Source organism: Streptomyces sp. 1114.5 (assembly GCF_003635085.1).
In the GTDB taxonomy this organism is placed as follows: domain Bacteria; phylum Actinomycetota; class Actinomycetes; order Streptomycetales; family Streptomycetaceae; genus Kitasatospora.
Genome location: NZ_RBXE01000002.1, coordinates 228,836 through 249,417, shown reverse-complemented (window position 1 = coordinate 249,417; position 20,582 = coordinate 228,836). Strand labels below are relative to the sequence as shown.

15 protein-coding genes are annotated in these 20,582 nt (G+C 74.4%); 12 read left to right on the top strand and 3 right to left on the bottom strand.

Translation table 11 applies throughout. The annotated features are described in order from the left end of the window. Positions 1-7 precede the first annotated feature (7 nt). From BX285_RS24530 to BX285_RS24510, 5 genes are all read left to right on the top strand, one after another. Positions 8-937, top strand: a complete 930-nt coding sequence (locus BX285_RS24530) for a carbohydrate ABC transporter permease (RefSeq protein WP_097235912.1) — start codon at positions 8-10, stop codon at positions 935-937. Positions 938-945: 8 nt separating this feature from the next. Next, entirely contained in the window at positions 946-2,226 is a 1,281-nt protein-coding gene (locus BX285_RS24525; protein ID WP_121178993.1) for a 6-phospho-beta-glucosidase, read from the top strand. A gap of 177 nt (positions 2,227-2,403) precedes the next feature. Continuing rightward, positions 2,404-3,423 (top strand): N-acetylglucosamine kinase, encoded by a 1,020-nt coding sequence (locus BX285_RS24520; RefSeq protein WP_121178096.1) that lies wholly within the window; start codon positions 2,404-2,406, stop codon positions 3,421-3,423. Between the two features lie 173 nt (positions 3,424-3,596). Then, the gene (locus BX285_RS37510) at positions 3,597-4,226 is read left to right on the top strand and encodes a hypothetical protein (protein WP_183107212.1); all 630 of its coding nucleotides are present in this window, start codon (positions 3,597-3,599) and stop codon (positions 4,224-4,226) included. A gap of 350 nt (positions 4,227-4,576) precedes the next feature. Next, complete coding sequence (locus BX285_RS24510) at positions 4,577-5,686, top strand: hypothetical protein (RefSeq protein WP_220783971.1); 1,110 nt, start codon at positions 4,577-4,579, stop codon at positions 5,684-5,686. An 83-nt stretch (positions 5,687-5,769) separates the two neighbouring features. Here BX285_RS24510 and BX285_RS24505 read toward each other — a convergent pair whose 3' ends face one another. Next, positions 5,770-6,396 carry a LuxR C-terminal-related transcriptional regulator gene (locus tag BX285_RS24505; RefSeq protein ID WP_373560549.1) on the bottom strand — a complete coding sequence of 209 codons (627 nt, stop codon included), beginning with the start codon at positions 6,394-6,396 and terminating at the stop codon, positions 5,770-5,772. Between the two features lie 56 nt (positions 6,397-6,452). After that, positions 6,453-7,631: a sensor histidine kinase gene (locus BX285_RS24500; protein WP_121178093.1), complete on the bottom strand. Its 1,179-nt coding sequence runs from the start codon at positions 7,629-7,631 to the stop codon at positions 6,453-6,455. A 134-nt stretch (positions 7,632-7,765) separates the two neighbouring features. Here BX285_RS24500 and BX285_RS24495 point away from each other — a divergent pair, with 134 nt between their 5' ends. Both BX285_RS24495 and BX285_RS24490 read left to right on the top strand, forming a co-directional pair. Next, positions 7,766-8,677 carry an ABC transporter ATP-binding protein gene (locus tag BX285_RS24495; RefSeq protein WP_121178091.1) on the top strand — a complete coding sequence of 304 codons (912 nt, stop codon included), beginning with the start codon at positions 7,766-7,768 and terminating at the stop codon, positions 8,675-8,677. Then, complete coding sequence (locus BX285_RS24490) at positions 8,674-9,531, top strand: ABC transporter permease (protein WP_097235917.1); 858 nt, start codon at positions 8,674-8,676, stop codon at positions 9,529-9,531. Before BX285_RS24495 ends, BX285_RS24490 begins: the two co-directional genes overlap by 4 nt. A 20-nt stretch (positions 9,532-9,551) precedes the next feature. On the opposite strand, the gene BX285_RS24485 is transcribed toward BX285_RS24490, so the two are convergent. Beyond that, positions 9,552-10,313: a tyrosine-protein phosphatase gene (locus tag BX285_RS24485; RefSeq protein WP_121178088.1), complete on the bottom strand. Its 762-nt coding sequence runs from the start codon at positions 10,311-10,313 to the stop codon at positions 9,552-9,554. Positions 10,314-10,587: 274 nt separating this feature from the next. On the opposite strand from BX285_RS24485, the gene BX285_RS24480 reads away from it, so the two are divergent. The 5 genes from BX285_RS24480 to BX285_RS24460 all read left to right on the top strand — a co-directional run bounded on the left by BX285_RS24480 (position 10,588) and on the right by BX285_RS24460 (position 20,544). Further along, positions 10,588-11,385, top strand: a complete 798-nt coding sequence (locus tag BX285_RS24480; protein WP_183107211.1) for a GntR family transcriptional regulator — start codon at positions 10,588-10,590, stop codon at positions 11,383-11,385. 120 nt (positions 11,386-11,505) lie between these two features. Next, on the top strand, positions 11,506-12,621 hold the full coding sequence (locus BX285_RS24475) for a CdaR family transcriptional regulator (protein WP_097235920.1): 1,116 nt from the start codon (positions 11,506-11,508) through the stop codon (positions 12,619-12,621). Positions 12,622-12,893: 272 nt separating this feature from the next. After that, positions 12,894-13,646 carry an OB-fold-containig protein gene (locus tag BX285_RS39300; protein WP_121178083.1) on the top strand — a complete coding sequence of 251 codons (753 nt, stop codon included), beginning with the start codon at positions 12,894-12,896 and terminating at the stop codon, positions 13,644-13,646. 79 nt (positions 13,647-13,725) lie between these two features. Further along, a complete protein-coding gene (locus BX285_RS24465) occupies positions 13,726-15,744 on the top strand; it encodes a flotillin family protein (RefSeq protein ID WP_121178081.1) in 2,019 nt (672 codons plus the stop codon). Between the two features lie 30 nt (positions 15,745-15,774). Then, positions 15,775-20,544 (top strand): DNA repair ATPase, encoded by a 4,770-nt coding sequence (locus BX285_RS24460; protein ID WP_121178078.1) that lies wholly within the window; start codon positions 15,775-15,777, stop codon positions 20,542-20,544. Positions 20,545-20,582: the final 38 nt, after the last annotated feature.

Here is a 20,582-nt window from a genome sequence, read left to right as displayed (position 1 = left end):
CCTGATCATGACTCTCGGCAACACGCTCACCACGGCGCCGGCCCCGACCGGCCCCTCCCGCTCCCGCACCGGCCGCTCCCGCCCCGGCGGCCCCGCCGCCCGGGCCGCCCGGCGCCGCGCCCTGCTCAACTGGGTGGCCGTGCACGCGCTGGCCGTCGCCGCCGCGCTGTTCTTCCTGCTGCCCTTCGTCTTCGTCTTCCTCACCTCGGTGATGACCGACCAGCAGGCGCTCACCACCGACTACTGGCCCGCCAGCTGGCAGTGGGGCAACTACAGCAAGGTCTGGGACACCCCCGGCTTCCTCACCTGGTGGCGCAACACCCTGCTCTACGCCGGGCTCGGCACCCTGCTGACCATCGTCTCCAGCCTGCCGGTCGCCTACGCGCTCGCCAAGTTCCGCTTCCGCGGCCGCAACCTGGCCCTGATGGCCGTCATCGCGATGATGATGCTGCCGCCGCAGGTCACCGTCATCCCGATGTACCTGTTCTGGGCCAAGCAGATGGGCATGAGCGGCTCGCTCTGGCCGCTGATCATCCCGATGGCCTTCGGCGACGCGTTCTCCATCTTCCTGCTGCGCCAGTTCCTGCTGACCATCCCCAAGGAGTACATCGAGGCCGCCCGCATCGACGGCTGCGGCGACCTGCGCACCCTGCTGCGGGTCGTCCTGCCGATGGCCAAGCCGGCCATCGCCGCGGTCGCGCTGTTCCAGTTCTTCTACTGCTGGAACGACTACTTCGGCCCGCAGATCTACGCCAGCAACAACCGCGGGGCCTGGACGCTCAGTTACGGCCTGGAGTCGTTCAAGGCCGCGCACCACACCAACTGGAACCTCACCATGGCCGCCACCCTGCTGGTGATGGCGCCGGTGATCGTCCTCTTCTTCTTCGCTCAGAAGGCCTTCATCGAAGGCGTGACACTGACAGGGGTCAAGGGCTGATGTCCGCACTGAAGTTGGCCATCGTCGGCGGTGGTTCGACGTACACCCCGGAACTGATCGACGGCTTCGCCCGGCTGCGTGACACCCTGCCGATCGGCGAACTGGTGCTGATCGACCCGGCCGCCGAGCGGCTGGAGTTGATCGGCGGGCTCGCCCGGCGGATCTTCGCCCGGCAGGGGCACGGCGCGGTGGTCACGGTGACGACCGACCTGGCCGCCGGGGTCGCCGACGCCGACGCCGTCCTGCTGCAACTGCGCGTCGGCGGGCAGGCGGCGCGCAACCAGGACGAGACCTGGCCGCTGGAGTGCGGCTGCGTCGGGCAGGAGACCACCGGCGCCGGCGGGCTCGCCAAGGCGCTGCGCACCGTCCCGGTGGTCCTCGACATCGCCGAGCAGGTCCGCCGGACCAACCCGGACGCCTGGATCGTGGACTTCACCAACCCGGTGGGCATCGTCACCCGGGCGCTGCAGACCGCCGGCCACAAGGCCGTCGGCCTGTGCAACGTCGCCATCGGCTTCCAGCGCAAGTTCGCCGCGCACCTCGGGGTGGACCCGGAGCTGGTCCGGCTCGACCACGTCGGGCTGAACCACCTGACCTGGGAGCGCGGGGTGACGCTGCTGGACGCCCCGGGTTCCGCGAGCGGGCGGGAGGTGCTGCCGGACCTGCTCGGCGGCTTCGGCAAGGAGATCGCCGAGGACCTGCACCTGCCGCAGGCCGTCATCGAACGGCTCGGCGTCGTACCGTCCTACTACCTGCGGTACTTCTACCAGCACGACGCGGTGGTCGCCGAGCTCAGGGAACAGGGCTCGCGGGCCGCCCAGGTCGCCGAGATCGAACGGCAGCTGCTGGAGCTGTACGCCGACCCGACCCTCGACACCAAGCCCGAACTGCTCGGCAAGCGCGGCGGCGCCTTCTACTCCGAGGCCGCCGTCCAGCTGATCGCGGCACTGCTCGGGACCGGCGGCGGCACCTCCGTCCAGGTGGTCAACACCCGCAACGACGGCGTGCTGCCCTTCCTGCCCGACGACGCCGTCATCGAGGTGCCGGCCGAGGTCGACGCGGCGGGCGTGCGCCCGCTGCCGCAGCGCCCGCTGGAACCGCTGTACGCCGGGCTCGTCGCCGCCGTCACCGCGTACGAGCACCTGGCCCTCGACGCCGCCCTGCACGGCGGCCGCGACCGGGTCTTCGACGCCCTGCTCGCCCACCCGCTGGTCGGCCAGATCGAACTCGCCGACCGGCTCACGGACCGACTGCTCGCCCACAACCGCGAGCACCTCGCCTGGGCCTGACCCGGCCCACGACGTGCCCGGCCCGCGCTTCCGAGCGGGACGCGGGCCGGCACGTCGCGAGGAGACCGTCCACCCCCGGCCGCCGACTGACCGGCCGGGCCGCACCGGCCGCCGACTGACCGGCCGGGCACCCGGCCGCGACTGACGGCCGGGCCACGTACGAGCCGCGGGGAACCGATGACCCACCAGCCCGAACCACTCCTGCCCGGCGTACTCGCCATCGACGCGGGCAACTCCAAGACCGACGTCGCCCTGATCGGCGCCGACGGCAGCATCCTCGGCACCGCCCGCGGCGGCGGCTTCGAACCCCAGAAGATCGGCGGCGCCGCAGCCGTCGCCGGCCTCGCCCCGCTGGTCGAACAGGCCGCCGCCCAGGCCGGCCACCCCGGCTGGGACGGCGTGCTCACCAGCCACGTCAGCGCCTGCCTCGCCAACGCCGACCTGCCGGTGGAGGAACAGGCGCTGCGCGACGCCCTCGAATCCCACCCCTGGGGCGTCAGCAACACCGTCGCCAACGACACCTTCGGCCTGCTCAGAGCCGGCACCGACAGCCCGCGCGGGGTCGCCGTCGTCTGCGGCGCCGGGATCAACTGCGTCGGTCTCCTCCCGGACGGCCGCACCGCCCGCTTCCCCGCCCTCGGCGAACTCACCGGCGACTGGGGCGGCGGCTCCGGCCTGGCCATCACCAGCATGTGGCACGCCGTCCGCGCGGAGGACGGCCGCGGCGGGCCCACCGCCCTCGCCCCGGCCATCGCCGAGCACTTCGGCCTGCCCACCGCCGGCGCCGTCGCCGAGGCCGTCCACCTCGGGCAGCTGCCGAGCGCGCGGCTGCACGAGCTCGTCCGGGTGCTGTTCGCGGTCGCCGGCGACGGGGACCGGGTCGCGCTGGAGCTGATCGACCGCCAGGCCGACGAGATCGTCCGGCTGGCCGTCGTCGCCCTGGGACGCCTGGGGCTGCTGGACTCCCCGGCCCCGGTGGTCCTGGGCGGCGGCGTGCTCGCCTCCCGGCAGCCGCTGCTGCTCGACAACCTGACGGCCCGCCTCGCGAAGGCCGCGCCGCTGGCCGAACCGCGGGTCGTCGTCGCACCGCCCGTCCTGGGGGCGGCCCTGCTCGGGCTCGACCACCTGGAGGTGGGCGCGGAGGCGCAGGAGCGGCTGCGCCAGGCGTACGAGGAACCGCGGACGGTGGCGGCCTGACGGCGGCTCAACAGCTCCCTCCCCCGCCGGATCCGCACGTCCGGCGGGGGAGGGCTTGTCCAGAGCGGGACGGGGAGGAGGTTTCGCGCTGGCGCCGGGTGGGAACCGCGGTCCGGGCGCCGGTCGTGTGACCCGAGTACCGACTTCCTCCGCCGCCCGGGGAGACTTGTGCCATGGCCGTGCCCCGCAACCTCCTCGCCGCCGCCCTGCTGGCCTGCGGCACCGCAGCCGTGCTGTCCGGCTGTACGCCCGCCGACTCCGGGCCGGCGGTGGCCGCCGCCTCGGCCGCGGCGGTCGCCGACGAGGGCGCGGACGACTTCCTCGACGACGAGGACTTCCTCGCGGAGGAGGACGAGGAGGGCTACTCCCCCGCCGCCGAACCCTCCGCCGAGTCGTCCGCCGACTCCGCCGCCTCGACCGCCGCCGGGCCCGCCCGGGCCGCCGCCGACTGCACGGCTCCCGCGCAGAGCCCCGGCCACGAGGTCCTGGTCGTCGTCGCCGCCGGCCCCGCCGAGCTCACCGCCCAACCCGCCCGCTACACCTGCGACCCGGCCCGCTACGCCCCCACCGGCACCCCCGTCCACTACGGCTTCGCGGCGGCCGGCGTGACCGCCACCCTGGTCGACCGCCCGCACGACGACCCGGCCAGGTCCGTCCCGCTGGAGGACCTGATCACCCACCTCAACGACTGCCTGGCCGAACGCGACCCGGCGGACCCGTGGGGCTGCCACGGCAACGCCTACGACGTGGTGCTGGACTCGCACGGGCGGATCGTGCGGATCGGCGAGGTCACGGTGCCGTGACGGTGCGTTCCCGGCGCGGAATACGGTGTAGAAGGTCCTGGAAACTGTTGATAATCGGCTTTGCTACGCGCATCAACCAGGCCCCAACTGGGAGCTTTTGACGTTCATTACGTCCATGGGGGCCTTCCTTGGGGTTGGTCTTACTCTCGACGTCGTTGACCCGGTTTCGGCGGCTCTGCTTTGCTTCCGGCCGTCGACGGTGAAACCGGCTCCCCATCCCCAACGTCGCTGACCGGCCGTGACGGCCGGTCCGCTGCTCCGGCCTGCCGTCGTCGCACTCCCCTTCGTCCCCACAGTGCCGCCGCCGCGCCCTACCGACGTGCGGTCGGCATCAGAGAGGAACCCTCACGATGGGCATGTCCCCCACCTCCCGCCGGATGCGCACCCGGGCCCTGACCGGGCTCGGCGCGCTGGCGCTCGCCACCGCCGGATTCGCCGCCGCCCCGGCCGCCCAGGCCGACCAGCCGGGCAGCGAGTTCGCCGGGCAGTCCCACCCCTACCGGCACGGCACCGTCCCCACCAGGGAGAGCGCCGAGCACGCCAATGCCAACTCCGCCGCCGCCCAGCGCACCACGAACCTCAAGTACGGCGGCGGTGTCGACGGCATCGGTGTCACCACCGGCGCGCCGAAGGTCTACCTGATCTTCTGGGGCTCCCAGTGGGGCACCCAGGGCACCGACGCCAACGGGTACACCACCCTCTCCGGTGACCCGTCGGGCGAGGCCGTCCGCGCGCAGCAGCTGTTCAAGGGCCTCGGCACCAACAACGAGACCTGGTCCGGCGTCATGACGCAGTACTGCGAGGGCATCACCAAGGGCGCCACCAGCTGCCCGTCGACCGCCGCGCACGTCGGCTACCCGACCGGCGGCGCGCTGGCCGGCGTCTGGGTGGACACCTCGGCCTCCGCCCCGAGCAACGCCACCGGCAACCAGATCGCCAACGAGGCGATCAAGGGCGCCGGGCACTTCGGCAACACCACGGCCGCGTCCAACCGCAACGCGCAGTACGTCGTGCTGTCCCCGACCGGCACCCACCCGGACGGCTTCAACACCTCGACCGGCAACTTCTGCGCCTGGCACGACTGGAACGGCGACACCACGCTGAGCGGTGGCGCGGCCTCCTCCCCGTACGGCGACCTGGCGTTCACCAACGACCCGTACGTGACCGACATGGGCACCTCCTGCGGCCAGAACTACGTCAACAGCGGCAGTGCGGGCCTGCTGGACGGCGTGACCATGGTGTACGGCCACGAGTACTCGGAGACCATCACCGACCAGAACCCGGCCGGCGGCTGGACCGACTCGTCCGGCGCCGAGAACGCCGACAAGTGCGCCTGGAAGGGTGTCGGTGGCACCGGCGGCTCGCAGAACGTGGCCTTCGCGACCGGCTCCTTCGCCATGCAGGGCACCTGGTCGAACGCGGTGAGCGCCTGCCAGATCTCGCACGCGATCGTCCCCTGACGATCAGGGCGTAGACACACCCAGGGGTAGGCGCCGGGGTGGGCCGTGGGGGCCCGCCCCGGCGCCGTCGTGTCGGCCCCGCCCTACGACGCGACCAGGCCGAACTCGTAGGCCTGGATGACCAGGTGGACCCGGTCGCGGGCGTCGAGCTTGGTGAACAGCCGGGCCACGTGGGCCTTGGCGGTGGCCACACTGATCGTGAGCTCCGCGGCGATCTCGGCGTTGGACAGGCCACGGCCGACCAGGGTCAGCACCTCGCGCTCGCGTTCGGTGACGCCGCCGGCGAGGGCCCGCCGGGGCTGGGCGGGCCGCTGGGGGCGGGCGGCGAACTCGCCGATCAGCCGGCGGGTGATGCCGGGGGCCAGCAGGGCGTCGCCGGCGGCGACCACCCGCACGCCGTCCAGGATGGTCTCCAGGGCGAGGTCCTTGACCAGGAAGCCGCTCGCGCCGGCCCGCAGCGCACCGTAGACGTAGTCGTCGTCGTCGAAGGTGGTGAGGACGAGGACCTGGGTGGGCAGGTCCGGATCGGCGGTGATCCGGCGGGTGGCCTCGATGCCGTCGCTGACCGGGGGCACCCCCCGGCTGCCGGGCTGGGGGCGCATCCGGATGTCCATCACGGCGACGTCGGGGCGCAGCCGGGTGATCAGGTCGACGGCCTCGGTGCCGTCGCCGGCCTCGCCTACCACCTCCAGGTCGGGGGCGTCGGCCATGAGCACCCGCAGGCCGGTGCGGATGAGCGGCTGGTCGTCCACCAGAACGACACGGATCACGGTCCCACCTCCACGGGGATCGGCAGTCGGGCGGCGACGCGGAAGCCGCCCCCGGGGCGCGGGCCGGCGGTGAACTCGCCGTGCAGCAGGGCGACCCGCTCGCGCAGGCCGGCGATGCCGTAGCCGGTGCCGGGGGAAGCGGTCGGCCGGCCCGCGCCCGAGTCGACCACGGTGACGGCCAATTCGTGCGGCCGGTAGTCGACGGTGACGTGGCAGTCGCGGGTGCCGGCGTGCTTGAGCACGTTGGTGACCGACTCCTGGACGATCCGGAAGGCGGCCAGGTCGACGTCGGCGGGCAGGGTGCGCGGCTCGCCGCCGCGGGTCACCGCGACCCGGACGCCGGCGCCCGCGTTCCGCTCCACCAGCCGGTCCAACTCGGCCATCCCGGGGGCTACTTCGAGCGGAGCGGACTCGTTCTCGCCGGCCCGCAGCGCGCCGAGCATCCGGCGCAGCCCGGCCAGGGTCTCCCGGCTGGTGGCCTCGATGGCGTTCAACGCGTTGCGGGTCTCGGCGGGCTGGGTGTCCATGACGCGGCTGCCCATGCCGGCCTGGATCGCGATGATGCCGATGCTGTGGGCGACCATGTCGTGCAACTCTCGGGCGATCCGCAACCGTTCGGCGGTCACCGCCTGTTCGGTGGCCCGCCCGCGCAGGGCCTCGGCGTGCGCGCGGCCCTGGTGGACGGTGTGGCCGACCAGCCAGGCGATCAGGACGGTCCCGGCGAGCCCGCCGTAGGCCATCGGCTTGACGGGGTACCCGTTCCAGGCGCCCCAGGCCAGCATTCCGGCGAGCATGGCGACGGGCATCGCCGCCGCGAACAGCGACACCGTGCGGGAGCGGGTGGCCGCGGTGTACCCGACCACGGCGTCGGCGATCAGGAACTGCACGACCGGGGTCTCCGGGACGTTGCGCATCCCCAGGGTGAAGAGGCAGCCGGCCAGCGCCGCCGCGATCGCGGCCTGCGGCAGGCGCACCAGCAGCGCCGCGACCAGAGTGGTGACCACCGCGGTGACCAGCAGCGGCATGTCCTCGATGTTGCCCTCGTACTCGAAGAGGTGGCGCAGCTCGTCGCGCCGGGTGAACAGCCGGAACACGACGACGAGCGTCCAGAACGCCCCCACCCACACGCCGGCGGGCAGGCGCCTGAGCAGGGGCGGGCGGGGTTCGATGATCATGACGCGATGGTAGTGGCGGGCCTTACGGCGGCACATCGGCCCGCGGGACTAATCCCGGGGGCGGGGGCGGCCGCCCCCGGTTGTGTCCCGCTGCCCGATGCCCGAGTACGGCCCTGACCGGCACCGTTGCCCCCGTGATCGAGATCGAGCGACTGACCAAGCGGTACGGCGCCACCACGGCCGTCGACCAGTTGACCTTCACCGTCCGGCCGGGCACCGTCACCGGCTTCCTCGGCCCCAACGGCGCGGGCAAGTCCACCACGCTGAGGATGATCCTGGGCCTCCACACCCCCACCGAGGGGAGCGTCACCGTCGACGGCGTGCCCTTCGCCGGCCGGCCGCGCGGGCTGCGGCACGTCGGCGCCCTGCTGGACGCGGGCGACGTCCACGGCGGGCGCAGCGCCAAGGCGCACCTGTCGGCGCTCGCCCGCAGCAACCGGATCCCGCTCGGGCGGGTCGACGAGGTGCTGGCCGAGGTCGGGCTCGGCAAGGCCGCCGGGCGGCGGATCGGCGGCTACTCGCTGGGCATGAAGCAGCGCCTCGGCATCGCCGGCGCCCTGCTCGGCGATCCGCCCGTGCTGCTCTTCGACGAGCCGCTGAACGGGCTGGACCCGGAGGGCGTGCTCTGGGTGCGCGGGCTGTTCCGGCGGCTCGCGGACGAGGGGCGGACGGTCTTCGTCTCCAGCCACATGATGGCCGAGATGGAGCACACCGCGGACCGGCTGGTGGTGATCGGCCGCGGCCGGCTGATCGCCGACGAGAGCCTCGCCGAGTTCGCCGCCCGCAACGCCGTCTCCATGGTGACCGTGCGGACCCCCGAACTCGACGCGTTCGCCGCGGTGTTGCGGGCCGCTGGGGGCGAAGTCCGGTGCACAGCACCTCGGTTGCTGGACGTCACCGGGCTGTCCGCCGAGCGGATCGGCGAACTCGCCCTGTGCAACGGCGTGGTGCTGCACGAACTCACCGCCCGGACGTCCTCCCTGGAGTCCGCCTTTATGTCCCTGACCGCCGACAGCGTCGAGTACCCGGCCGGAGAAGCCCGATGAGCACCCTGACCGACCGCCGTACCGTCATCGCCCGCCCCGAGCCGCGCGCCCGATTCGCCGACCTGCTCGCCGCCGAGTGGATCAAGCTGCGCTCGCTGCGGTCCACGTACTGGGTGCTGGCGCTCGCCTCGCTGGTGGCGATCGTCGTCAACCTGAACGCCGTCCACACCGACCTGCCGTACATCGACCACCCGCAGGCGCCCCTGTTCGGCGAGCAGCGCGCCCCGTACGACCCGCTGTTCCACGGCCTCGGCAACATCGCCGGCGACCTGATGGCGATCGCCGCCGGCAGCCTCGGTGCGATCACCGTGTTCGGCGAGTACACCACCGGCATGATCCGCACCACCTTCGCCGCCGTACCGGACCGGCGGGGCGTGATCGCGGCCAAGGTGCTGCTGATCGGCGGGATCACCGCGCTCGCCGGGGCGGGGGTGTCGGCGGGCTCGTTCTTCGCCGTCAACGCGATGCTGGCCTCCCGGCACGTCGGGGTCTCCATCACCGACCAGGGCTGCCTGCGGGCCGTCCTCGGCTACGCGGCGATCGTGCCGGTCTGCGCGCTGATCGGCATGGCCCTGGGCGCGCTGCTGCGGCACGCCACCGCCTCGATCGTGGCGCTCGTGCTGGTGATGTTCATCCTGCCGCTGATGTTCGGCGGTGACCGCTACCGGTGGCTGAAGGAGATCGGCACCCACCTGCCGCTCTCCACCGTCTCGCGGCTCACCATCCGGCCCGGCTCCGCCACCACGATGGGCAAGTACGCGCCGAGCGTGCTGGACTCCTGGATCACGATGGGGGTGTGGGCGGCCGCCGCCGTCACCGTGACGGTGGTCCTGGTGCGGCGGCGGGACGTGTGAGCTCGGGAATCCGGCGGCGGTCAGGCGGTGGCTGCGCCCGCCTTGGCGCGGAAGGCGCCGAGGGTCGTCGCCGGGACGCCGCAGGCGGGGAGGAAGGAGGCGGCGCCGCCGTGGTGGGTGCGGACGCGGTCGAGGAAGACGGACATCGCCTCGGCCGGGGCTTCCAGGAGGGGGGCCGGGATGGTGAGGTGGCGGCCCTGGGAGTCGGTGACGCGGCTGTGGTCGGCGTCGTTGAGGGCGGTGCGGTGGCGCTCGGCGAGGCCGGCGAAGATCTGCGGGAGGGCGTCGGTGGTGCGGGCGTAGTCGGCGACGATGCGCTCGGCGGGGACGTCCAGGAGGTCCAGGAGGAGGGCGGTCAGCAGGCCGGTGCGGTCCTTGCCGGCGGCGCAGTGCAGCAGGACGGCGCCGGGGCGGACGGTGGCCTCGACCGCGGCCGCCACCGCCTCGGGGGCGGACTCGGCGAGCAGGACGTAGAAGTCGCCGAGGTCGGCGGCGGTGGTCATGGTGCCCATCCGCGCGGTGAGGGCGTCGGTGGCGGGGTTCACCGGGGCGGCGACGACGGCTATCCCGGCGGCCTCGGCGGCGGCCCAGTCGGCGGGGTGGGTCTCGCGCGGGTCGCGCAGGTCCACGATGGTGCGGATGTCGCAGGCCCGCAGCTGGGCGACGGTGGCCTCGTCGGCGGCCGGGAAGGGCTGGGCGGAGCGGTACAGCACGCCGGGGCGGACCCGTCGGCCCTCGGGGTCGCCGAGGGTGGCGGCGTCGCGGAAGTTGACCAGGGACATGCGGGGGCCTTTCGGTGGAGCCGCGCGGGACGAGCGGAGCGGGCCGGCGGGGCGGGACGGACCGGACGGGCGGGACGAGGGACATCTAGACGTCTAGATGTCTAACGCGTCCCGGGGCCCCCGGGCAAGCGGCGGGCGCCCTGCGCTCCCTCCATCCCACTCCCGTCGCTGCGCCGCGGCGACCCGAACGGGGCTGCCACCCGAACGCGACGGCGACCCGCACGGGACGGCGGACCGGCCGAGCCCGGGCGGTCGGCTTCGTAGGATCGAGCCCGTGGCGACCAACCCCGCGGACACTCCGAACCCCGCGAGCACCCCGAGCACCCCGCTGTACCGCCGGCTGGCCCGTCGGCTCCAGGAACGCATCGACGCCGGTGCGTACCCGGCCGGCGCCCGGCTGCCCAGCGAGCCGGAGCTGAGCGCCGAGTTCGGGGTGAACCGGCTGACCGTGCGGCAGGCGGTGGCGGAGCTGGAGCGGGCGGCCGTGGTGGAGATCCGACGGGGCGTGGGCACTTTCGTCCGCCCGCCCGCGGTCCGGGTGTCGATCGCGGTGGATCCGCGCAGCCAGCGCTTCGACCTGGGCAGCGTGCACGCCGCCCTGCCCGAGGCCGGTCGGGAGGACAGCGCGGCGGACGGCGAGTTCGTGGTGGCCGCCCCGCCCGTGACCGGCACGGCGGAGGACGCGGAGGCGGCCCGCCAGTTGGGCCGTACGCCACAGGAGCTGTCCCGGGTGGATTCGGTGATCCGGCTGGGCGGGCGGGCCCGGGCGGCCTCCAGCTACTGGGTGCCGTTCGGCCCGCTGCCCGCGGAGCTGGTCCGGCCGGGCCGCCCGGGGAACCTGGTGCTGGACCTGGCGCGAACGGCCGGGGTGGAGCTGGAGTACGACTGGCGGGCCTTCGGGGCGGTCGGCGCGGACCTCGCGGACGCCGAACTGCTGGACGTCCCACCGGGCACCGCGCTGCTGGTCCGCGAGGGCGTCAGCTGCACCCCGGACGGCACCCCGGCCCTGTACGTGCGGCGGCGGATCGACGGCAGCAGCGCGCGCTTCGTGCTGCACTTCCGCGAGCGGTAGGGCGGCGCAGCAGCGAGCGGCAGGGCCCCCGTCCGGGGCCGGAGCCTGTCCGGCGGAGGTATCGATCCTGCTAGTGTGCTGCGCCGAAATACCAGGTCGCACGGGGGATGGCAGGACGCGATGACCGAGGAATTCGACCACGACATACCCGCCGAACTGGCCGAGGCGTACCTCGTCCTGCTCGCCGACGTCTCGCGCACCGGCCGGCTGCTGCGCCGGGACGAGCTGGAGGGCCTGCGCAAGCTCGGCGAGCACTGCGCCGAGGCCGGGTACGGGCTGCGCGAGGTGGTGTCGCACTGTCTGGCGGCGGCCCGGCGGGCCTGGCAGACGCTGCCCGGGGCGGCCTCCGCGAGCAGCGTCAACGAGCTGCGCCGGATGGTGGACGCCGTCCTGGCCGCCACCGACGCCGCGCTGGCCGCGCTCGGCGAGGGCCATGAGCGCGCGCAGCGCCTGGCGGTCCGTCAGGAGGAGGCAGCCAGGCGGGAGTTCATCGACGACCTGCTGTTCGGCCGCAGCGAACTCGGCTTGCTCGCCGAGCGCGCGGAGCACTTCGGGCTGCGGCTGGCGGGCGCGTACACGGTGGCGGTCGCGGTGGGCGACGAGCCGTTCGCCGACGTCCATCCGCTGGTGCACCGGGTGGAGCGGGAGCTGGCCGGACGGTTCGGCGAGCGGGACGTCCTGCTGGCCAGCAAGGACGGCCGGCTGGTCTGCATCGCCCCGGACTCCGAGCGCGCCGTGCTGGACGCCTTCGCGGACCTGACGCTGCGCCCCGGCCCCGGCTACCGCCCGGTGCTGCGGGTCGCCACCGGGCGCCGGCACTCGGGGCCGAGCGGGGTGCCGCGCAGCTACGAGGAGGCGCTGGACGCGCTGGACTACGCGCAGCGCCTGGACCTGTCGGCCACCCATCTGAAGGCCGAGGAACTGCTGGTCTTCCCGGTGCTGATGCGCGACCGGGCGGCCATGGCGGACCTGGTGCGCAGCGTGCTCGGTCCGCTGACCGAGGCGCGCGGCGGCGCCCGTCCGCTGCTGGACACCATCGCGGTGCAGGCGGAGGCCGCATACGTGAACGCGGAGGCGGCGCGCCGGCTGGGGCTGAGCGTGCGCACGCTCGGCTACCGGCTGGAGCGGATCAAGGCGCTCACGGGGTACGACCCTTCGGATGCGCTGCAGCGGTTCACGCTGGAGACGGCGGCGATGGGGGCCCGGCTGCTGAACTGGCCGGACCAGCCGCTCTGATCTCGGTGCCCCGACGGCCCATCGCCCCGACGGCCCAGCGCCCCGACAGCCCCGGCACCTCTGCCGGCCCGGCACGGCAAACCCGGAGGGCCGCTCTGCGACGGCCCGGCGACCGCCCTGTTGCCGGGCCGTCGCAATGTCACGCGGGCCGCGCGTACCAGGGTGTCAAAAGGCCGTAAAGATTGCCGGATCCTGGCAATGTGCGGGGGCCGCCCTCACTGTCATGATCTCCCCGGTGCCGAAGCACGGCGCCGGGGGAAAGGCGGGGGAGCGTGGCCGGATCGGGGGGATTCTTCGCGGCCGCGCTGGCCTTTCCGACAGCGCTGTTCAGCTTCGCACTGGTGGTGGTCGTCGGGTACTGGCTGCTGATGCTGCTCGGCGGACTGGGGTTCGACGCCCTGCACGGGGGACACGGCGTCGGACACCACGGGGGCGCCGGGCACGTCGGGCCGGCGGGTCACGCGGGTCACGTCGGGCACGGTGTCGGGGGGCACGGTGTCGGGGGGAACGGGGCCCACGGGACCAACGGGGGAAACGGCTCCCACCCGGGCCCCGGCCACCACGGGGGCGTGCTGGGCGCGCTGGGACTGGGCGGGGTGCCCGTGACGGTGGCGGTGTCGCTGCTGGTCGCGCTCGCCTGGTTCGTCAGCCTGGCCGGCACCGCGCTCACCTCGGGGGCGCCGGCGCGCGGCGGTGTGCTCGCCGTCGCGCTGGTCGCCTCCTGGGCGGGCACCCGGGTGCTGGTCAGGCCGCTGCGGCGGCTGTTCCCGGAGGACCGGCCGGTCACCCGGGGGGACTTCGTCGGCCGGGTCTGCGTGATCCGCACCGGCCGGGTGACCGCCGACTTCGGCCAGGCCGAGGTCACCGCCGGGGACGGCTCCACCGCGACCGTCCAGGTCCGTACCCCCACCCCCGAGCCGGGGCTCACCGCCGGACGGACCGCCCTGATCTTCGACTACGACGCCGAGGGCGAGCACTTCCTGGTGGCACCCTTCGACCCGTCGCCGCCGGGCATCATCCACTGACGTCTCGTCAGATTCCGGCATTCTCGCGCCACTTCACACCTCTTCGCACCAACTCGCCATCTCGTCAAAGGACTCCGTGATGGACACCATCGCCGTGGGTTTCGGCGTTCTCGTCGCCGTCGTGCTGCTCATCGTGCTCGCCGTGCTGCTGTTCGTGGGCCGCCTGTTCCAGAAGGTCGAGCAGGGCAAGGCCCTGATCGTCTCCCGGACGAAGAAGGTGGACGTCACCTTCACCGGTGCGATCGTCCTGCCGATCCTGCACAAGGCCGAGCTGATGGACATCACCGCGAAGACGGTGGAGATCCACCGGGCCGGCCGGGACGGCCTGATCTGCCGGGACAACATCCGTGCCGACATCCGGATCTCCTTCTTCGTCCGGGTGAACAAGACCGTCGAGGACGTCGTCAAGGTGGCGCAGTCGATCGGCACCGCCCGGGCCAGCGACCCGCAGGCGATCCAGGACTTCTTCGCCGCGAAGTTCGCCGAGGCGCTCAAGACCGTCGGCAAGCAGCTGGACTTCACCGATCTGTACACCCACCGGCACGAGTTCCGGGACCAGATCATCGCGGTCATCGGCACCGACCTCAACGGCTACACCTTGGAGGACGCGGCCATCGACCACCTGGAACAGACGCCGATGAGCCAGCTGGACGCCGACAACATCCTGGACGCCCAGGGCATCCGCAAGATCACCGAGCTGACCGCGATCGAGCACGTGCGCACCAACGAGTACCAGCGCACCGAGGAGAAGGAGATCACCCGGCAGAACGTGGACGCCCGGGAGACCGTCCTGGAGCTCGAACGGCGCCAGGCCGACGCCGAGATCCGCCAGCGCCGCGAGATCGAGACCCTGCGGGCCAAGGAGGACGCGGTGATCGCCCGGGTGCAGGAGGAGGAGCGGCTCAACGCGCAGACCGCCTTCCTGCGCACCGAGGAAGTGCTCGGCGTGCAGCGGGAGAACCAGGCCCGCGAGGTCGCGGTGGCGCAGAAGAACCGCGAGCGGGTGATCGCGGTGGAGAACGAGCGGATCGAGCGGGACCGCCTGCTGGAGGTCGTCGGCCGCGAGCGGGAGACCGAGCTCGCCACGATCGCCAAGACGAAGGAGGTCGAGTCCGCCAAGCGGGAGGTCGCGGACGTGGTCCGCGAGCGGGTCGCGGTGGACCGCACCGTCGCCGAGCAGGAGGAGGCCGTCAAGACGCTGCGCACCACCGAGGAGGCCGAGCGGGTCCGCAAGGCCGTGGTCATCCAGGCCGAGGCGGAGGCGCAGGAGAAGCTCGTCAAGGACATCAAGGCCGCCGAGGCCGCCGAGCAGGCCGCCGCCCACAAGGCCCGCGAGGCGCTGGTGCTGGCCGAGGCCCGGCAGCGGGCCGCCGAGCTGGACGCGTCCGCCAAGGTCCGGCTGGCCGAGGGCATCCGGGCGGAGGCCGCCGCCGAGGGCCTGGCCCGCGTGCAGGTACGGGAGCAGGAGGCCGCGGCGGTGGAGAAGGTGGGCCGCGCCGAGGCCGCCGTGCAGGCCGAGAAGGCCAAGGCCGGCGCGCTGGAGGTCGGTGCCAGGCTGAAGGCCGAGGCCGAGGGCCTGACCGAGAAGGCCGCGGCGATGGCCAAGCTGGACGAGGCCTCGCGCGGGCACGAGGAGTACCGGCTGCGGCTGGCTGCCGAGAAGGACGTCCGGCTGGCCGGGCTGGACGCGCAGCGGCAGATCGCCGAGGCGCAGGCGGCCCTGGTCGCGGCCGGCCTGGAGAAGGCGAAGATCGACATCGTCGGCGGGGACTCGGTGTTCTTCGACCGGCTGGTGCAGTCGGTGACGGCCGGCAAGAGCGTGGACGCCTTCGTCGGACACTCGCAGACCGCGCAGGCGCTGGCCGGCCCGTGGCTGGACGGCCGGGCCGACTTCACCGAGGACCTGACCCGGGTGCTGTCCTCCGTCTCCACGGCGGACGTGCAGAACCTGACGGTGTCCGCGCTGCTGATGAAACTGATCGGCTCGGGGAACGGCGAGCAGGCCGGGCAGCTGAGCCGACTGCTGGACTCGGCGCGCAAGCTCGGCATCGCCGAGACCCCGATCGGGGCGCAGGCCACCGCGAACGGCAGCAAGTAGCCAACCCGCCGAACAGCTGAGGAACTGACCGTGGACGCCCTCGACGACGCCCGGCTCGACGCCGGCACCTACGAGGTCCTGCGCGACCGGCTCGCCCGGGCCGCCGCCGAACTCGCCGACCGCGCACGGGCGTTGAACGCCCGCCGGGTCGAGGAGTTCGGCGGCGGGGAGCTGCGGCTCACCGGCACCGGGCGGCTGACCACCGCCCGGGCCTGCCTCCCGCAGGACCTCACCGCCGTCGGCGGGCTGCTGCTGCTCGGCACCCGGCCCGACACCACCGCCGGGGACACCACCGCCGAGGACACCACCGACGGACTCGGCCTGCACCGCCCCGACCTCTCCCCCGCCCCCGCCGAGGGCACCCTGCTGGACGACCCCCGGCTGCGCCAGGACCTCGCCGACCTGCGCCGCTACTTCCGCGACGCCCGCCTGGAGCGGCTGCGCCCGGTGGCGGGCCGGCTGCTCGCCGTCTTCCGCACCGGCCCCGCCGCCACCGACGTCCGGGTGCTGCGCTGGCGCCTGGACGACGGCGCCGACGACGCCCGGCCCGCCTACCTGGACGGGCGCGGCGAGCGCGACCACACCCCCGCCGACGGGCAGCAGCTCCCCTGGACGGCACTGACCCGCGACGACCAGCTCCCCGCCGGCCCCGGCCGCCCGCCCCGCGCCGACCTGGCCGGCGAGCTGCACCTGGGCGTCGACGGCGGCCGGCTGACCCTCGCCACCCCGGACGGCCGGGAGCTGCACCACGAGCCGCTGGCCGAGGCCCTGCAGACCCTCGCCGACGCGCAGATCGCCCACGCCCGGCTGGGCACCCTGCTGCTGGTGCGGGTGCGCCCGTACCAGGAGGAGACCGTCCGGCACCTGGTGGTGCACCTGCCCACCGGCACCGTCACCCGGATCGACGCGCTCGGCCAGGCCTGCCTGCGGCTGCCCGCCGACCAGGGCGTGGCCTTCCCCGGCGGCTGCCACCTGGTGGACGGCACCGTGCGCACCTTCGACCAGCCGGTGGACGGCCTGGTGTACGAGCGCACCGTGCTCTCGCCCAACGGCGAGGACGTGCTGTACGAGTTCCGCTCCCCCGCCGACGGCCGCGCCCTGCTCCAGCCGTACAACAGCGTCCGCCAGGAGGCCGCCGCCCCGCTGCCCTGCCAGGGCTACGCGCTGCTCGCCGACGGCACCCTGATCGCGCTGCGCCCGGCCGAGGACGGGCCCGCCCGGCTGCACCCCGTCCAGCTCTGGCGGACCCCGTTCACCAGCGAGCGCTTCGCCGCCCGACAGCCGCCCGGCACCGGGCCCTTGGCCCGGATCGGCAACGCCGATCTGGTCCGCGCCCTGGCCGACTGCCTCGCCCTCGCCCGGCTCGCCGCGGCCGGCGCCGACACCCCGGCCGGCCACCGGGCCGTGCTCGCCGCCTGCACCCGCACCGCCGACCGGCACCACTGGCTCGGCCAGGACGGCCTCGGCGACCTCGCCGCACCGCTCGCCGAGATCCGCGACACCGCCCGCCGGGTCATCGCCGAGTACGAGGCCGTCGCCCAGCTCACCGCGCACGCCGCCCGGCAGACCGAGGAGGCCGCCGAGCACGTCGAGGGCCTGCTGCGCACCGCCCGCGGCGAGACCCTGGCCGACGCCGCCGAGTGGGTCGACCGGCTCGCCGGGCTGCGCCGCGCCCAGGGCCGGGTCGAGGCACTGCGCGACCTGCCGCGCGCCGACCCGCAGCGGATCGACGCGCTCGCCGCGCACCTCGCCGAGGGCCTGACGGAGGCCGCCGGCCGGGCCGTCGGCCAACTCGCCGAGCCCACGGCCTTCGCCCCGCACCGGCGCCGGGCCGCCGAACTGGCCGAGGCCTGCGCCGTCATCGCCACCGCCGCCGAGGCCGAGCCGCTGAGCGGCGAACTCACCGCCCAGGGCGAGGCGTTGCAGACCGTCTCGGAGCTGGTCGGCACCCTCGACCTGGCCGACGCCACCACCCGGACCGCGATCCTGGACCGGCTCGCCGACGTGCTCGGGCTGCTCAACCGGGCCCGGGCCGCGCTCACCGTGCGCCGCCGGGAACTGCGCACCCGCGAGGCCGCCGCCGAGTTCGCCGCCGAGACGGCCCTGCTCGGCCAGGCCGCCACCGCCGCGCTCGCCGCCGCCGACACCCCCGAGGCCTGCGACGACCAGCTCGGCCGACTCCTGCTGCGGATCGAACAGTTGGAGACCCGCTTCGCCGACGCCGACCCGGCCCTCGGCGGTCAGCTCGCCCAGCGGCGCACCGAGCTCCACGACGCGCTCACCGCCCGCCGCCAGCACCTGCTGGAGGAACGGGCCCGCCGCGCCGACCGGCTGGCCGCCTCCGCCGAGCGCATCCTGGACACCCTGCACCGGCGGCTGACCGCACTGTCCACCACGGCCGAGATCGACGCCGCCCTCGCCGCCGACCCGACGGCCGTCAAACTCCGCGACCTGGCCGCCCAGTTGACCGCGCTCGGCGACCGGGTCCGGGCCGAGGAGCTGACCGGCCGGCTGCGCGCCGCCCGCGGCCGGGCCCACCGCGCCCTGCGCGACCGCGCCGAGCTCGCCGGGGACGGCCCGGGCACCCTGCGGCTGGGCCGGCACCTGTTCGGTGTGACCACCCAGCGGCCCGAACTCGCCCTCGTCCCCTGGCGCGGACGCCCCGCCTTCACCCTGACCGGCACCGCCTACCGCTCCCCCGTCACCGACCCGGCCTTCGCCGCCACCGAACGCTACTGGGACCGCCCGCTGCCCTCGGAGACCCCGGGGCTCTACCGCGCCGAATACCTCGCCGCGAGCCTGCTGCTGGCAGCCGCACCGGGCACGCTCGCCGCCGACGCGGACCCGGCGGAGCTGCTGGAGCACGTCCGGCGGGCCGCCGAACAGCGCCCGGACGAGGGCTACCAGCGCGGTGTGCACGACCACGACGCGGCGCTGCTGCTCCACGCCTTGCTCCGACTCGACGCCGAGGCCGGGCTGTTGCGCCACCCGGCGCAGGCCCGGGCGGCCGCGCAGCTGTACTGGGCGCACGGCGCCGACGCGCGGCAGCGGCTGCTCTGGCACACCCGGGCCCGCTCGCTCGGGCTCGCCCGGGAGGCCTTCGGCGGCGCCCCGGCACCGCAGGCGCAGGCGGCGCTGGACGCCCTGGCCGCCGAACTGTCGGCCGCGGTCGCCGAGTTCGTGCCGGACGCGGCCGGATCGGAGACCGTGGGATCCCCGGCAGCAGGGCCGTACCTGGTGGCCGAACTCGCCGCCTCCGCACCCGCGTTCGCCTACTCGGCGGGCGCCGCCGCACTGCTCGACAAGTTCCGCGCCGCCCCCGAGTCGGCCGGCCTCACCGAGGCGCTGGCCGCGCTGCCCGACGAGCCCGCCCTGTTGCCCGTACGGCGCCAACTCGCCGCGGCCTGGCTGGCGGCGGGCGCCGCCGACGCCGAGCCGGGAGACCTCGCCGAGGCCGCCGCCGCACTGCTCTGCCCCTCGCTGCCGCGCCGGCCGGTCGAGGGCGCCGTCGGTACCCGGGTCACCGGGCTGCTCGGCGACCACCCGCGGCTGACCGGCGGCAGGCTCGACCTCCGGTTGGACGAACTACTCGCCCGGGTCCGTGAGTTCGAGGCCGTCGAGGCACCCGGCCACCGCGCCTACCAGCGACTGCGCGGCGACCTGCTGGCCGCCGAACACGCCCGGCTGCGGCTCGACCAGTACCGGCCCGCCCCGCTCAACGGCTTCGTCCGCAACCGGCTGATCGACCAGGTGTACCTGCCGCTGATCGGTGACAACCTCGCCAAGCAGCTCGGCACGGCGGACTCCGGCGGGCCGGTCGACCGCAGCGGCCTGCTGCTGCTGGTCTCCCCGCCCGGCTACGGCAAGACCACCCTGGTCGAGTACCTCGCCGAACGGCTGGGCCTGCTGCTGGTCACCGTCAGCGGCCCGGCCCTCGGCCACCGGGTCACCTCGCTGGACCCGGCCGAGGCCCCCGACGCCACCTCCCGGCGCGAGGTCGAGAAGCTCAACTTCGCCCTGCACGCGGGCGACAACGTGCTGCTCTACCTGGACGACGTCCAGCACACCTCGCCCGAGTTCCTGCAGCGCTTCATCCCGCTGTGCGACGCCCAGCGCCGCATCGACGGCGTGCAGGACGGGGAGGCCCGCGAATGGGACCTGCGCGGCAGGCGCTTCGCCGTGGTGATGGCTGCCAACCCGTACACCGAGTCCGGGCGGCTGTTCCGGCTGCCCGACATGCTCGCCAACCGCGCCGACGTCTGGAACCTCGGCGACGCCGTCGCCGGGCGCCAGGACCTCTTCGCGCTCAGCTTCGTCGAGAACGCGCTGCCCTCCAACGCCCACCTGGCCCCGCTCGCCACCGCCGAACGCGCCGACCTGGACACCCTGCTCGCCCGCGCGGCCGGCACCCCGGGCGGGCAGCTCACGGGCGCCTGGCCGGCCGCCGAGACCGAGCGGATGACCGCCGTCCTGGCCGGCCTGCTGCACCTGCGCTCCACCGTCCTGGCCGTCAACCGCGCCTACCTCGACTCCGCCGCCCAGGACGACCGCACCCGCACCGAGCCCCCCTTCCTTCTCCAGGGCTCCTACCGCAACATGGCCAAACTCGCCCAGCGCCTCGACCCCGCCCTCACCCGGCCCGAGCTCGACGCCCTGCTCACCGACCACTACCGCGCCGAGGCGCAGCCGCTGGGCGCCGACGCGGAGGCGCAGCTGCTGAAGCTCGCCGAGCTGCGCGGCACGCTGACGCCCGAGCAGGCACAGCGCTGGGAGGAGCTGAAGCGCGCCTGGCGGGGGTGAGCCCCGCAGACCTGCCAGTCCTACAGCCCTACGAACCC

Bases quoted from the DNA above. Each gene is read 5' to 3' on its own strand.
- BX285_RS24530 (WP_097235912.1), top strand. From the start codon at position 8: ATGACTCTCGGCAACACGCTCACCACGGCGCCGGCCCCGACCGGCCCC.
- BX285_RS24520 (WP_121178096.1), top strand. From the start codon at position 2,404: ATGACCCACCAGCCCGAACCACTCCTGCCCGGCGTACTCGCCATCGAC.
- BX285_RS37510 (WP_183107212.1), top strand. From the start codon at position 3,597: ATGGCCGTGCCCCGCAACCTCCTCGCCGCCGCCCTGCTGGCCTGCGGC.
- BX285_RS24510 (WP_220783971.1), top strand. From the start codon at position 4,577: ATGGGCATGTCCCCCACCTCCCGCCGGATGCGCACCCGGGCCCTGACC.
- BX285_RS24505 (WP_373560549.1), bottom strand. From the start codon at position 6,396: ATGGCCGACGCCCCCGACCTGGAGGTGGTAGGCGAGGCCGGCGACGGC.
- BX285_RS24500 (WP_121178093.1), bottom strand. From the start codon at position 7,631: ATGATCATCGAACCCCGCCCGCCCCTGCTCAGGCGCCTGCCCGCCGGC.
- BX285_RS24490 (WP_097235917.1), top strand. From the start codon at position 8,674: ATGAGCACCCTGACCGACCGCCGTACCGTCATCGCCCGCCCCGAGCCG.
- BX285_RS24485 (WP_121178088.1), bottom strand. From the start codon at position 10,313: ATGTCCCTGGTCAACTTCCGCGACGCCGCCACCCTCGGCGACCCCGAG.
- BX285_RS24475 (WP_097235920.1), top strand. From the start codon at position 11,506: ATGACCGAGGAATTCGACCACGACATACCCGCCGAACTGGCCGAGGCG.
- BX285_RS24465 (WP_121178081.1), top strand. From the start codon at position 13,726: ATGGACACCATCGCCGTGGGTTTCGGCGTTCTCGTCGCCGTCGTGCTG.